This window comes from Pseudomonas sp. GL-R-19 (genome assembly GCF_019956375.1).
Lineage (GTDB): Bacteria > Pseudomonadota > Gammaproteobacteria > Pseudomonadales > Pseudomonadaceae > Aquipseudomonas.
The window spans coordinates 65054-78926 of sequence record NZ_JAHBDJ010000019.1 but is presented as its reverse complement, the minus strand read 5'-3'; the positions used below and the strand labels follow the sequence as shown (position 1 = coordinate 78926).

Annotated in this window: 16 protein-coding genes and 1 tRNA gene; 8 read left to right on the top strand and 9 right to left on the bottom strand. The window is 57.0% G+C overall.

What is annotated here, in order from left to right:
- Position 1 precedes the first annotated feature (1 nt).
- The 4 genes from KGA83_RS11690 to KGA83_RS11675 form a co-directional block, all read right to left on the bottom strand.
- Positions 2-979 (bottom strand): ABC transporter permease, encoded by a 978-nt coding sequence (locus tag KGA83_RS11690; RefSeq protein WP_108217759.1) that lies wholly within the window; start codon positions 977-979, stop codon positions 2-4.
- Complete coding sequence (locus KGA83_RS11685; protein ID WP_223529765.1) at positions 976-2529, bottom strand: sugar ABC transporter ATP-binding protein; 1554 nt, start codon at positions 2527-2529, stop codon at positions 976-978. Before KGA83_RS11685 ends, KGA83_RS11690 begins: the two co-directional genes overlap by 4 nt.
- Positions 2530-2584: 55 nt before the next feature.
- Positions 2585-3541: a sugar ABC transporter substrate-binding protein gene (locus tag KGA83_RS11680; RefSeq protein ID WP_108217761.1), complete on the bottom strand. Its 957-nt coding sequence runs from the start codon at positions 3539-3541 to the stop codon at positions 2585-2587.
- Positions 3542-3733: 192 nt separating this feature from the next.
- Positions 3734-4195 (bottom strand): hypothetical protein, encoded by a 462-nt coding sequence (locus KGA83_RS11675; protein WP_115947720.1) that lies wholly within the window; start codon positions 4193-4195, stop codon positions 3734-3736.
- A gap of 347 nt (positions 4196-4542) precedes the next feature.
- On the opposite strand from KGA83_RS11675, the gene KGA83_RS11670 reads away from it, so the two are divergent.
- The 3 genes from KGA83_RS11670 (at position 4543) to KGA83_RS11660 (ending at position 6776) form a co-directional block, all read left to right on the top strand.
- The gene (locus KGA83_RS11670; protein WP_108217763.1) at positions 4543-5631 is read left to right on the top strand and encodes an asparaginase; all 1089 of its coding nucleotides are present in this window, start codon (positions 4543-4545) and stop codon (positions 5629-5631) included.
- Positions 5632-5842: 211 nt separating this feature from the next.
- Positions 5843-6082 (top strand): DUF1654 domain-containing protein, encoded by a 240-nt coding sequence (locus KGA83_RS11665; protein WP_007975694.1) that lies wholly within the window; start codon positions 5843-5845, stop codon positions 6080-6082.
- A 4-nt stretch (positions 6083-6086) separates the two neighbouring features.
- Positions 6087-6776, top strand: coding sequence for an endonuclease (locus KGA83_RS11660; protein WP_108217764.1), 690 nt, complete (start codon positions 6087-6089; stop codon positions 6774-6776).
- 86 nt (positions 6777-6862) lie between these two features.
- On the opposite strand, the gene KGA83_RS11655 is transcribed toward KGA83_RS11660, so the two are convergent.
- The gene (locus KGA83_RS11655; protein WP_108217765.1) at positions 6863-7228 is read right to left on the bottom strand and encodes a penicillin-binding protein activator LpoB; all 366 of its coding nucleotides are present in this window, start codon (positions 7226-7228) and stop codon (positions 6863-6865) included.
- Between the two features lie 250 nt (positions 7229-7478).
- Between KGA83_RS11655 and csrA the strand changes: the two genes are divergently transcribed.
- Positions 7479-7670: a carbon storage regulator CsrA gene (gene csrA / locus KGA83_RS11650; RefSeq protein WP_053161267.1), complete on the top strand. Its 192-nt coding sequence runs from the start codon at positions 7479-7481 to the stop codon at positions 7668-7670.
- A gap of 184 nt (positions 7671-7854) precedes the next feature.
- Here the strand turns inward: csrA and KGA83_RS11645 are convergent, their stop codons facing one another.
- Positions 7855-8310, bottom strand: a complete 456-nt coding sequence (locus KGA83_RS11645; protein ID WP_108217766.1) for a DUF2214 family protein — start codon at positions 8308-8310, stop codon at positions 7855-7857.
- Positions 8311-8513: 203 nt separating this feature from the next.
- Here KGA83_RS11645 and KGA83_RS11640 point away from each other — a divergent pair, with 203 nt between their 5' ends.
- Entirely contained in the window at positions 8514-9266 is a 753-nt protein-coding gene (locus KGA83_RS11640; protein ID WP_108217767.1) for a carbonic anhydrase, read from the top strand.
- 75 nt (positions 9267-9341) lie between these two features.
- Here the strand turns inward: KGA83_RS11640 and KGA83_RS11635 are convergent, their stop codons facing one another.
- Entirely contained in the window at positions 9342-9536 is a 195-nt protein-coding gene (locus KGA83_RS11635) for a hypothetical protein (RefSeq protein ID WP_108217768.1), read from the bottom strand.
- Positions 9537-9788: 252 nt separating this feature from the next.
- Here KGA83_RS11635 and KGA83_RS11630 point away from each other — a divergent pair, with 252 nt between their 5' ends.
- The gene (locus tag KGA83_RS11630) at positions 9789-9995 is read left to right on the top strand and encodes a hypothetical protein (RefSeq protein WP_108217769.1); all 207 of its coding nucleotides are present in this window, start codon (positions 9789-9791) and stop codon (positions 9993-9995) included.
- A 223-nt stretch (positions 9996-10218) separates the two neighbouring features.
- Here KGA83_RS11630 and KGA83_RS11625 read toward each other — a convergent pair whose 3' ends face one another.
- A complete protein-coding gene (locus KGA83_RS11625) occupies positions 10219-10875 on the bottom strand; it encodes a trypsin-like peptidase domain-containing protein (protein WP_108217770.1) in 657 nt (218 codons plus the stop codon).
- A 737-nt stretch (positions 10876-11612) separates the two neighbouring features.
- Between KGA83_RS11625 and KGA83_RS29820 the strand changes: the two genes are divergently transcribed.
- On the top strand, positions 11613-11741 hold the full coding sequence (locus KGA83_RS29820; protein WP_263292589.1) for a hypothetical protein: 129 nt from the start codon (positions 11613-11615) through the stop codon (positions 11739-11741).
- Positions 11742-12171: 430 nt separating this feature from the next.
- On the opposite strand, the gene KGA83_RS11620 is transcribed toward KGA83_RS29820, so the two are convergent.
- Positions 12172-12248: transfer RNA gene (locus KGA83_RS11620), tRNA-Val, on the bottom strand.
- A gap of 184 nt (positions 12249-12432) precedes the next feature.
- On the opposite strand from KGA83_RS11620, the gene KGA83_RS11615 reads away from it, so the two are divergent.
- The gene (locus tag KGA83_RS11615) at positions 12433-13716 is read left to right on the top strand and encodes an NAD(P)/FAD-dependent oxidoreductase (protein WP_108217771.1); all 1284 of its coding nucleotides are present in this window, start codon (positions 12433-12435) and stop codon (positions 13714-13716) included.
- The last annotated feature ends 157 nt before the right edge of the window (positions 13717-13873 follow it).

Sequence of the window (13873 nt, the reverse complement as noted above, 5' to 3'; positions counted from 1 at the left end):
CTCAGGTCCGCCGGCTTGCGCGTTGACTGCGATAGGTGTCCAGCACCACCGCCACCACGATCACCGCGCCGGTAATGATGCGCTTGGTTGGCTCGGTTGCGCCGATCTGCGCCAGCCCCGCGGCCAGCACGGAAATGATCAGCACACCAAAAAACGTGCTGATCACCGAGCCGCGCCCGCCCATCAGGCTGGTGCCGCCGATCACGACAGCCGCGATCACTTGCAACTCAAGACCGGAGCCGGCATTCGGGTCGGCGGCTTCCAGGCGGGAAATCTGGAACAACGCGGCAATACCGGCCAGCAACCCCATCAGGCTGAAAACCAGGATTTTATAGGGCTTGGGATTGATCCCCGCCAACCGCACCGCCTCTTCGTTGGTGCCGATACCGATCAGGTAGCGACCGAACACCGTGCGGGTCAACACGGCCTGGGCGATGAAAATGATCAGCAGCGCGATGATGAACGACGGTGAAATGCCGAAAGCGATCGGGTTGGACAACCAGGCGAACGCATCGCCAATGTAGGCCGTACGCGAGCCGGTCATCTGGTACGCCACCCCGCGAGCCATTTCCAGCACGCCCAGGGACACGATGAACGACGGAATCCGCCAGGCCACCGTGATCGAGCCGGTGATGGTACCGGCGAGCGCCGCGACGGCCATGCCCAGCAGCGCCGCCGGCAGAACGCCCCAGCCCCAGCCAAGCATCGCCACGCTCACAGTCGAGGCCGCCAGCGCCAGCACCGAGCCCACCGACAGGTCGATGCCACCGATGATCAACACAAAGGTCATGCCGACCGCCAGCACCATCAGGTCCGGAATCTGGTTGGCCAGGGTGCTGAAAGTATCGTAGGACAGGAAATGACTGCTCAACACCGAGAACAGCACGATCATCGCCAACAAGGCACCCGCCAACCCCAGGTAAGTGCCCAGCCCGTAGAAGTTGCCACTGCGTGTGCCGGCGAAAGAAGCGGTTTTCATGGAAGATCCCTAGGCGCGGCTTCAAAGAGCTGCGCATCACGTTTTTGGTAGCCGGCAAAAGCAGCGGCGAGCAACTCATCCTGGGTCCAGCTGTCGCGATCGAATGTATTGATCAGCCTCCCCGCCGACAGCACGCCGATCCGGTCGCAGATCAGCATCAGCTCGCGCAAGTCGCTGGAGACCACCACCAGCGCCTTGCCCTGGCGGGTCAATTCACCAAGCAGGTTGTAGATATCGAACTTGGCGCCGACGTCGATGCCGCGGGTCGGCTCGTCGAACAGCAACACCGAACAGTCGCGCTCCAGCCAACGGCCGATGACGACTTTCTGCTGATTGCCGCCGGACAACTCGGACACCAGCTGTGCCGGCCCGGAGCTGCGGATACGCATGGCATCGATCTGACGCTGGGCCAGGGCGTTTTCGCGATCGTTGTCGACCAAGCCAGCGCTGGAGATACCGGGCATGTTGCCCAAGGCGATGTTGGCGCCGATCGACTGGGTCAACAGAAGGCCTTCGCCCTTGCGATCTTCAGTGATCAATGCGATGCCATGCCCGACCGCATCCACTGGCGAACGGATACCGACGACCTGTGCCGGCGACCCCAGGGCAATCGCGCCGCTGTCGGCGATATCGGCACCGAAGATCAGGCGCAGCAACTCGGTACGCCCCGCGCCGATCAAACCGGAAATCCCGAAAATCTCTCCGGCACGGACCTCGAACGACACGTCGCGAACCTTGTCGGCACGGCTCAGGCCGTTGACCGTCAACACCGGAGCGCCGATCTTGCGCGCCCCCATATCGATGTGTTCGCCGAGCTCGCGCCCGACCATCAGGGTGACCAGTTGCTCGCTGTTGTAGTTGGCCATAGGCTCGACGCAAACCAGGTTGCCGTCGCGCAGTACGGCAATGCGCTGCGCGACCCGCGCCAGCTCTTCGAGGCGGTGGGAGATGTAGATGATCGATACGCCGCGAGCCTGCAGACGGGTGATCTGCTCGAACAGCATTTCGACTTCGCGCGCAGTGAGCATCGCCGTCGGCTCGTCGAGAATCAGCACATGACAATCACCAATCAGGTTGCGGGCAATCTCCACCATTTGCTGGTGCCCAATGCCCAGTTCGCCGACCAGGGTGTCCGGGTCAATGGCGTCGAGCCCGACATGCGCCATGGCCTCGATGGCAGCCTTGCGCAACTGCTTGCGGCTGATCCAGCCACCTTTGCTGGGCAGGTTGTCAAGAAACAGGTTTTCCGCCACCGACAAGGTCGGCAGCAGATTGAGTTCCTGCATGACCATGCGGATACCCAGCGCTTCAGCCTGAGCCCGGCTACCCGGACGATAGTCCTGCCCCTGAAACTGCATCTGGCCGGTGGTCGGCGTGACCAGCCCGCCAATAATCTTCGAAAGCGTGCTTTTGCCTGCGCCGTTCTCGCCGGTCAACGCCAGCACTTCACCGCGCATGAGCGTCAGGTCGATGCCGGTCAGCACCGGTTGGGCGTAGGTCTTGCCGATACCGCTGACCGAGAGGACAGCGTTCGGGACGGAAACTGACATAAAAACTCTCCATGCGCTCGTCCGGTTGGACGAGCGCCGCTGCGTCGCCAGAAGGCTATTTGGTGACCAGTTCTACCGGCGTTTCGATCACGCCATTGGCACCGTCGTCGACCTTCTCGCCCTTGAGAATCTTCAATGCAGTCTCGATGCCGAACACCGCCTGTTTAGCCGCAAACTGGTCCGCCGTGGCCAGCACGCGACCATCTTTGAGCATTGGCTGGATGGCATTGATGTTGTCGTAGCCGACCACTTGCACCTTGCCGGCCTTGCCCGCGGCGCGCACAGCAGACACCGCACCGACCGCCATGCTGTCGTTGCCGGCCAACAGGGCCTTGGTTTGCGGGTATTCGCTGAGAATCGACGCGGCGACCTTGTTGCCCTTGTCGATCTCCCAGTCACCGGATTGCACGGACACGACCTTGATTTGCGCCGCCTCCATCGCATCCTTGAAACCTGCGGTCCGCTGCTGGGCATTGGTGGTGGTGGACACACCTTCGATGATGCCGACTTCGTCACCGGCCTTCAGCTGTTTGGCCAGGTAATCGCCCACCAGCCGTGCGCCCTTGCGGTTGTCCGGGCCTACGAACGGAACATTGATGTTTTTGCTTTTGACGACGGCGGGGTCCAGCTGGTTGTCGATGTTGATCACGGTGATACCGGCATCGATGGCTTTCTTGATCACCGGGACCATGGCTTTGGAGTCTGCCGGTGCAATCACCAGTGCATTGACCTTGGCCAGGATCATCTGCTCGACGATGCGCGTCTGGCCAGCGGTGTCGGTTTCATCCTTGATGCCGTTGGAGATGAGCTCGAATTCGCCGGAGTGATCTTTCTGGTAAGCCTTGGCGCCGTCTTCCATTGTCAGGAAGAACTCATTGGCCAGGGATTTCATGACCAGTGCGACTTTCGGTTTTTCAGCGGCTTCAGCAAAAGCCGAGGAGACAGGCAATGCTGCGGATGCGGCGGCCAGCATAGCGACAGCGAGAAGACGTCCAGCGAATGGCAGCTTCATGGGTTCACTCCGATCTTATGATTATTGTGAGCAACGCTTGCGCCGACGTAAGCTTCACGACCCACCTCGATGGAAAGCCATCACTGGAGTCGCGCAAACGTTTGCGTGAAGCAAACTATGCGAACCCTGCCGGTATTTGTCAACGACCCGAAAAGTGCTTTCAGAGATGTTCAGCGAAAAACGGCATCCAGTTCACGCCGTGGTGTTGACTAGCGATCCCGTGCCAGAACCCTTGGCCAGCTCTTTGATCAGACTCGCACTCACTTGCAGGATGGCGCCGTTGGTGTCGGCAACCTGCCCCTGAATGGCCGCTACTGCCGTGGTCTTGGCTTGCGGAGTCGGATAGGACGCCGCCTGGGCCTGCGCCAGTTGCTGCTGTTGCTCGCGCAATTGCTGCTGAAGCTCCTGCAAACGCTTGAGCAGGATCTTCACCGCAACGCTGGTCTTATCGCTGGTTTGCGACTCGGCCTGTGTGCCGGCACTCTCCCCCAGACCTACCGGACCGGTTTTAACCTGGGTGCCGTCGCCGTCCTTTACACCCAGCGCTTTGGCAGCCGCATCCTCAGTCGCATCGCCCAAAGCGCGAATGGTCGCAGCAGACTTCCCCCCGATGGTGATGCCCGCGGCATTCGGGAAGCCAATAGATAACGACATGTGAACTCCTGAAGAAAAAGATCCCTTGAAGGAGCATCGACCGACGCGGGCGCTTCTTTAGTCGTTAGTGATGATTTGACCCGTTGAAATCTTAAACAAGACCGCGATCCGTTTCGGAGAGCCGAACGCGAAAGTTAAACATGTTCGGCATTCCGGACGCCCCGCCCCCGAAACCGGTCCGAACACAAACAACAATATCGTTACAAATCATTAACTTAAGCTGTTTTTTCGATTCCGGGTATTACTGGTACAGATCCTGCTCTTCCCCTCGCACCCCCAGCGTTCAGATTCGCCTGGGGCTAGATGAACTTGCATCTGCACCGCCTCACAACCAGAAGAGAAAAATAATGACATCTGCACTCAAGAACTTTGTTCCGGGCGCCTTGGCCCTCCTGCTGCTTCTGCCCACCGCCCTTCAGGCCAAAGAAGCCGAAACCCAACAGAAACTGGCCAACGTGGTGATCCTGGCCACCGGCGGCACCATTGCCGGCGCAGGGGCCAGCTCCGCCAACAGCGCAACCTATCAAGCGGCGAAAGTCGGCATTGAACAGTTGATCGCTGGCGTTCCCGAGCTGAGCCAACTGGCTAACGTTCGCGGCGAACAGGTCATGCAGATCGCCTCTGAAAGCATTACCAACGAAAACCTGCTGCAGCTGGGTCGCCGTGTGGCTGAACTGGCCGACAGCAAAGACGTCGATGGCATCGTGATCACTCACGGCACCGACACCCTGGAAGAAACCGCGTACTTCCTGAACCTGGTGGAAAAAACCGAGAAGCCAATCATTGTCGTGGGCTCGATGCGCCCGGGCACCGCGATGTCCGCCGATGGCATGCTGAACCTGTACAACGCGGTGGCCGTGGCCAGCAGCAAAGACGCGCGGGGCAAAGGCGTGCTGGTGACCATGAACGATGAAATCCAGTCGGGTCGCGACGTCAGCAAGATGATCAACATCAAGACCGAAGCGTTTAAAAGCCCCTGGGGTCCGCTGGGCATGGTGGTAGAGGGCAAATCCTACTGGTTCCGCCTGCCGGCCAAGCGCCACACCATGGATTCCGAATTCGACATCAAGACCATCAAGAGCCTGCCTGACGTCGAGATCGCCTATTCCTACGGCAACGTCAGCGACACTGCTTACAAGGCCCTGGCTCAATCCGGCGCCAAAGCCATCATCCACGCTGGCACCGGCAACGGCTCGGTATCGTCGCGGGTAGTTCCATCCCTGCAAGCCTTGCGCAAGGATGGCGTGCAGATCATTCGTTCCTCCCACGTCAACGCCGGCGGCTTCGTATTGCGCAACGCCGAACAGCCTGACGATAAATACGACTGGGTCGTGGCTCACGATCTGAACCCGCAAAAGGCCCGGATCCTGGCAATGGTCGCGCTGACCAAAACCAATGACAGCAAAGAGCTGCAACGGATGTTCTGGGAATACTGATTCGCCCTCGCCCGACCGATCCGGTCGGGCACCCCGTGCGCCATTCGCCAGCCTTGGCGAGTGGCTGCCGCTGGATCTGACAAAAAAACTCCCTTCGTCTTACGCCAAACGGAACAAACCGCTGTCAGAGGATTTTCTTGAATTTTAAGCAGTTGCGAAATGGCCTACAGTTAAATACTGTATGCACGTACAGCTTAATAAGGATAATTCCATGGACACCACCTCTGCCTCTCCTGACACCTATGTACGCATGGGCCTGCGCGTTCAGAAAATCATCAACTCTCCCACCGCACAAAAGGCCAGGGCAGCACTGATCTTCCGCCTTCCTGACGAGCCGGTGGATGAGTGGGAACGCTTGCTGGAAGAAATCGACGAGAACGACAACGTCACCCTCGCCTACCGCGACGATGGCGGCGTGCAGATTTTCTGGGTTGTGCCGAAGGAAGATTGAGTCGATGAGTGTCCGCTGGCTTGCTTTGCTGTTCCTGTTTTTTGTCGTGGGTGCGCAAGCCGACGCACCGCGCACCTTCACCGAAGCGAAAAAGGTGGCGTGGAAGCTCTACGCGCCCCAATCCACCGAGTTTTACTGTGGTTGCAAGTACACCGGCAACCGGGTGAACCTTGCCGCTTGCGGTTACGTGCCACGTAAAAATGCCAAACGCGCATCCCGCATCGAATGGGAGCATATCGTTCCGGCCTGGCAGATCGGCCATCAACGCCAGTGCTGGCAAGAAGGCGGCCGCAAGAACTGCACCCGCTACGATCCGGTTTACCAAAAGGCCGAGTCCGATCTGCACAACCTGGTGCCCAGCATTGGCGAGGTCAACGGCGATCGCAGCAACTTCAGTTTTGGCTGGCTGCCCGTGCAGTCGGGGCAATATGGTTCGTGCCTGACCCAAGTCGACTTCAAGGCCAAGAAAGTCATGCCCCGCCCTTCCATCCGCGGCATGATCGCCCGAACGTACTTCTACATGAGCAAGCAGTATGGTTTACGTCTGTCGAAACGGGATCGGCAACTGTACGAAGCGTGGGACAAAACCTATCCGGTTCAGGCCTGGGAACGGCAACGCAACCAGAGCGTGGCGTGCGTCATGGGGCGCGGCAACGAGTTTGTCGGCCCGGTAGACATGAAAGCCTGCGGCTGAATCCAGGCAATACCCGAAAATGAAAAGGCCTCGGGGCTGAGCACCCGAGACCTTTTTTATTTCTTGAGCATCCGCAATACAGAACGTTACAGAGCGGCCGGACGCTCAAGCACCAGCAATTCGATGTTCTGTTTCTTCGCGCGAGTGAGCGCGGCACGGACTTCATCCTGTTTGGCTTCGGCCTCGGCTTTCGAATTGAACGGCCCCATCAGGATTCGCGTATTGCCATTTTCCTTGACGACGCTGGACATGAAGCTGTGCTCGATCAGCCAGCCACTCAAATCGCTGACTGCCTGAGGGGTTTCACCTCGCACTTCAAGATCCCATTGCGGACCGGACACCGCCGCGGGTACGGCAGCCATGGCCGGTTCAGGCTTCGGCGCATCCACACTACTGCCCTCGCCACATCCCGCCAGCGCCAATATCGCGATTACCAAAACCATTTTGCGCACGGCGTTTCCCTCTAAATCCATAAAGCAGGGATTTTAACATCCATGAATACTTCACGAGTGCCGTAAAATGGGCTCAAAACAACGAGAATGATGGTTGCGGCCTCTGTATAGTTACGCCTTGGGAATTAATGCCACATCTGCACGTCAGAAAGAGGCACCCAAACCACGAGACTTCGCACTAATCTATACATACCACCGACCTCTGCACTGTCCGAATCAGGTGCCCCACAAAGCAATCAAGGAGAAGACCATGCTGATACTCACCCGCAAAGTCGGTGAAAGCATAAACATTGGTGATGACATTACGATCACCATCCTGGGCGTAAGCGGCCAGCAAGTCAGGATCGGCATCAACGCCCCGAAGGACGTTGCAGTGCATCGAGAAGAAATTTATCAGCGCATTCAGGCAGGCCTGACCGCCCCGGAAAAGCCACAACCCTGAATCCTGTTGCAGTCAGTAGCCAGCCCGTTCAGTCCGGAATCACGGCTGGCTAAAGATTCGGCATTGCATCGCTTCCGCCTGCGTTCCACACAAGCCTCCAAGGTCCGATACTAGCGACAAGCTCAACGCTCTGGCTGTCAGACATTTCCGGTTCGCCCTACGGAAGTACGCGTTAGCTGCGTGATCAACCAAACATCACGCCACGCGCCATACCCGTCGCCGCCACCACCATCAGCAGCACCAGCAGCGCCTCGACATGACTGATCCGCGCAAATAGCTTCGCACGGCCTGTATCGATCGCCACTTTACGGGCAAGCGCTATCCGCCATTTGATCAGCGTCACCATTGGCGCAATCTCCAGCAGCAAGATCAGGATGAACAGCGTCATCTTCAGATGAAACAGCGGCTGGTGCAGGTAATAGTCCGTGCCTTTCTCGTACCCGCCAAAGGCTCGCACCCCCCCGCTGATCAGTAAAACGACAGCTGAAATACCCCAGATATTGTCCGCCATCAGAACACTGCGCACTTGCGCGGCCCCATCGGCCAAACGCCGAAAAGCGGTACCTCGAACCAACACCGCCCAAAATCCCAAGGCAAATGCCAAAAGATGAACCGCCGCTAGAAACCAGTGAGTCAGCATCGAGAAACTCCTGCCAGGTCGAAGTTGTATGAGCCTGTCAGTAGTAGCCCATGAAATGGCTGCTTGCACGGCATCTGCGGACAATGCCCGGAACACAATATGACAGACCAACTAGACTCCACTGCGCTGGCATTGAGTGTCCGTGACAGTACCAGCCCCAACGACAACTCACTCTCACCGCATTGAACTGAGTAAACAAAATCATGTGTGAATCATGTGATTCAAGCTCTGCTTCAAACTCAACAGGCCGTCGTCGATTTCTTCAATTTGCCGGGTTGAGCGCAGGCGCCCTGCTGCTGACCGGCACACTGCCCGGCAAGCTCATCCAGGCAGCCGAAAAAGCGTCAGCCCCACCAAAACCTCAAAACGTAATCAGTCCCGATATGGCGTTGAAAAGACTGATGGAGGGCAATGAACGATATGTAAGCGGTACATCCACGACACACGATTTCAAGGCTGAGCGAGAGGCCCTGGTGTCCGGTCAAAATCCGTTCGTGGCAGTACTGAGCTGCTCTGACTCGCGGATCGCTCCGGAATACGCGTTTGATACCGCGCGAGGCGATCTTTTCTCCATCCGTGTCGCGGGCAACTTCGTGACCCCGGAAGGCCTGGGCAGTCTTGAATATGGGGTTGCCGTACTGGGCGCACCGCTGATTCTCGTACTCGGTCATGAGAGCTGTGGCGCCATCGAGGCAGGCATCAAGGCCGTCAAGGATCGGACGATTTTCCCGGGCCATATCCCGAAACTGACTGACGCACTCAAGTCGGCAATCGAGACAGTGCTGAAGCAACCCGGGAGCTTGATGGAAAACGCCACCGCGCAGAACGTCAAAAACTCTGTCAACAGCCTGAAACAGGCCTCGCCATTGCTGACAGATGCGCAGAGCAAGGGCAAGTTGAAGATAGTGGGAGGCATTTATCGCCTGGCAAGCGGCAAGGTAGAGTTGATCGTTTGAACCGCAACACGCACATCGCCCGCATCGGAACACAACCGCGCGTGCAAAGAGCCCAGCGCGATGGCTGGGCTCTGTTTATTTTCGATTTTCCATCATTTTGTCGGCGAGGGTTATAGCCCTCTCGATCAACAGGTTCTGCCTGTCTTCGTGCGTAGCACCGCCCACAACCGGGGCAGTCAAATTGCTTTCCGCAATTAATGCAGTGCAGAAATATTGATCCCAAACAGCCTTGTCCACAGATGCCTGCTTGCTGATTTGATCGACGTTCATAGGCGGCTCCTTTCGATGACGCAGCCCCATTAGTTTACGCCTGAATGGCAAAGAATCCGGACTATCATCCACGGCGGCCCGCCATTCGTCGCCTACGAAAACACAACGAAGAATTTACCCATATCCGTGGCTTGAGGATTGCTAAGATCGCGCATAGCAGCGGCCGGAACGACATGATTCTGACGCAGTAGCCATTCAACCAATGCTTAAGGACTCCAGCGATACGCTTGGTCAGTCACCAGGAGATGTAACGTGTCAACGCTCAACGAAATCGCAATGAACCACGCAAGAATGGCCAGGGAAAAGGCAGCAGAATCGACCGAACCGAGCGAGCGGCAGCTCCAGATCGTAGGAAGCATCGAGGTACCGTCCATTGAAGTACAGCAAAACATCCCACTGCACCTGATCGCGGGAGTGCAGGAGGGACATCTTGCCCATGCGACGGGTTTCGCGCTCTGACCTTTTTTGAGGTTCTTCACGCAATCCCGGGAAACTGTAGGAGCCAGCTTGCTGGCGATGGACTCAAGTACGCCGCGTTTATCCGGTTCACACGCGTCTCGGAGCCACACGGGACTCACTCACCAACAAAAAAAGGCCCAACTTTCGGTGAGCCCTTCCAGACCGCCCGGTAGAGCGGATTTTGCTCGTTAGGCTCAATGACCAATTGATCGGTAGCCAAAAGCTACTTCGCGACATACCTCGCGCCGTGTGGATCGTTGAGTTTTGCCTGCAATATCCCCCACTCGCGCTGAATGATCGAATAAGGAATAAAAATGCTGATCCTCTCAGCCCCCTTTACGCCGGAGTTATTGCTCACATCGTTCAGAGTGGTTGAGTAGAAACCGATATTGATGCCGACAATACAGCCGTCACTGGTGAGGACCGGCCCACCCGACATGCCCTTGACCAGCGGGGCATCATGGATGGCATAGAGATCACCGCTGTGTTCGTCGGCATTGACGAAAGGCGTTTGATACACCTTGCCTTTCCCGGTAGTGGTCATGAGGTAAGGACTCGTCCCAACGGCAGTGATGCTCTCGCCCACTCGCGGTGCGCGCCATGGTGGGTAGCGGCCGCTGGCCTTGTGCTGGATGAAGACGAGATCGCAGCCTGTGCTGCAGCTGTACTTCACGTTGGGAATGAACGGAGTGTGGCGGGTGGTTACCGCATAGTCATCGTTCCATTGCACGGCCGAGGCCATGTATAGATACGGTGCGGGAAACCCCGAGTGGACTAAAAAGTATGAATCATTGGCAGGACCCGAAAAGTCAGGCTTTACGATGCCGTTGCATCCTGCAGTTACAGCTCCAATTAAAAAGTAGGCCATGATCTTGATCATGATATATCACCGACTTAATTGGGAGAATGTGACTGTTTTTTGTTGTCATTATTTTGGCTTTTGTCAGATTGCAGTACTCCTCGCCACTTGCTCTAGTTGGACGTTTTCTTACTTATGGCTGAGTTTGCAATGACGCGTATGAATAAATCGTGCTAATGCCAATTGCTTTTCGATCAACTTCAAAAGTTCAAATATTTGGCGCCTGAAAATTGTTAAAGACGAGAAAAAAAACCAGGCGTTGCTATCGACGCTTTCGTTAATGGCACCAACGATCATGGAAAGTGGCGCCTGCCTGAATCAATCGCCATGCCCGTCACCCACAAGAGCGACAAGTGCAAACAGTCGCAAACGCAAGCGCAAGAACATTTATATCGGGTGCCTATACAACAGGTAACTCACCAATAGCAAACCCGGACCGTTTCAATATCGACGGAACGGGTTTTAGCGGTAGTACCAAGTCAACCAACCATTCTAAAGAGCAGTCACCCATAGAAACTCTGCCGGAGTTAAAGGCATGGTTATTTCTCACTGTTTTATTTATACGTCCAGGCGCCAGGATATTAAGCCGTCACTGACAGGGTTAACGGTAAAACATTGAAGCCTGGCTTCATGCGCCGTTATGCAGTGGACACTACGAATATCACGATTGAATATCGGGTGATAACACCGGCTATAGGGGGGATCATGAGTATCGCCGCACAAGCGACGGCACAGCAACGGAGGCCGCCATCCCGGAAATGTCGAACTGGATCGAGCGGCGCGGATCGGCCGATGTCGCCGACAATGCGCGCAGTGCCCCGGAAGTGATCGACAGGAATGAAGAATTCATCAAGATGACGCTCGCGCTGATGATAGCGCCGGAGTGAAACACCTTTTACGGTCAGCGTCGGTGTGAGGCCCTCGTCTCATCTAAGGGAAAAAAGCAGCCCACTAAGGCATTGCCCTAAAGACAGCTGTTTTCCAGGGGCTTACATTCGCTCACCGGCAAGGACGCATTTCAAACAAACACTCACGCCCAAGGCACCGAGTAAAATGCGTAGTTCAGCCTTCACCCTCGCAGCCATCATCTTCGCCACCCTTGCTATAGCGTTTTATGGTTGGTATCGCCACCTGCGAGATGATGAAGATGACCTCGTTTAGCCTGCGTTCCTCTCCCCACCCGGAAAACTATCTCAAGCTCCCGCACATTGGTCGCAGCGACGGGAAGATACCGTGATGCGCCCAAACCCAAAACAACAAAAAAGGGCCCACCTTTCGGTGAGCCCTTCCAGACCGCCCAGCAGAGCGGATTTTGTTTGGTAGGCGCGATTGGACTCGAACCAACGACCCCCACCATGTCAAGGTGGTGCTCTAACCAACTGAGCTACGTGCCTGCTGTGAGGCGGCATTCTACGGAATTCCGGAAGGGTGTCAACACCTTTTTTCGAGCTAACCCTATGAATATGCAAAATATTTAATTTTGCCGGTCCAAAGAAGATTTTCCGGGTGGCTGGCGGGCGATTTTCAACTCGGGTACGATCGGCGCACTCGTAAAATATATTAAACAGAGGCTGCAGGATGGCTAACACCCCCTACCCAGAGTCCTACTACGCCGCATCGGCCAATGCGGTTCCGCCGCGCCCGGCATTGCAGGATGATGTCGAGACCGATGTCTGTGTGATTGGCGCCGGTTATACGGGGCTGTCCTCTGCCCTGTTTCTGCTGGAGAGCGGCTTCAAGGTCACGGTGCTCGAAGCCGCCAGGGTGGGTTTCGGGGCGTCCGGGCGTAATGGTGGGCAGATCGTTAACAGCTATAGCCGCGATATCGATGTCATCGAGCGCACGGTCGGTCCCAAGCAGGCCCAGTTGCTGGGGCAGATGGCATTCGAGGGTGGGCGAATCATTCGTGAGCGCGTCGCCAAATACAACATTCAGTGCGACTTGAAAGACGGTGGCGTGTTCGCCGCGATGACCGCCAGGCAGATGGGTCATCTCGAATCGCAGAAGCGCCTGTGGGAACGATTCGGCCATACCCAGCTCGAGCTGATGGATCAACGCCGCATCCGCGAAGTGGTCGCCTGCGATCAATACGTCGGCGGGATGCTCGACATGAGTGGCGGCCACATCCATCCGCTTAACCTGGCGCTGGGTGAAGCGGCAGCCGTCGAGTCCCTGGGCGGGACGATTTATGAGCAGTCGCCGGCGGTACGCATTGTGCGCGGCGCCAACCCTGTTGTGCACACGCCGCAGGGCAAGGTCCGGGCTAAATTCATCATCGTCGCCGGCAACGCTTATCTGGGCAATCTGGTGCCGGAACTGGCTGCCAAATCGATGCCTTGCGGCACTCAAGTGATTACCACCGAGCCACTGGGCGAAGAACTGGCGAAGACCCTGCTGCCTCAGGATTACTGCGTCGAAGACTGCAACTACTTGCTCGACTACTACCGCCTCAGCGGCGACAAGCGTCTGATCTTCGGTGGCGGCGTGGTGTACGGCGCGCGGGATCCGGCGAACATCGAAGCGATCATTCGACCGAAGATGCTCAAGGCGTTCCCGCAACTCAAGGACGTGAAAATCGATTACGCGTGGACTGGCAACTTCCTGCTGACCCTGTCGCGCCTGCCCCAGGTCGGACGCCTGGGCGACAACATCTACTACTCCCAGGGCTGTAGCGGCCATGGCGTGACTTACACGCATTTGGCGGGCAAGGTACTGGCCGAAGCTTTACGCGGCCAGGCAGAACGTTTTGACGCCTTTGCCGACCTGCCCCACTACCCGTTCCCCGGCGGACAAATGCTGCGTACCCCGTTTGCGGCATTGGGCGCGTGGTATTACGGATTGCGGGACAGGTTCGGGTACTGACTGCTAAATCAAAAGGCCCGCTGCGATGCGTAATGCTGTTCAGTTAAGCGAATGTGGTCTCTGTAGGAGCGAGCTTGCTCGCGATGATCGTTAACGATAACGCGTATTTACTGGCTAAACGCGGCGCTCTCGAGTCCATCGCGAGCAAGCTCGCTCC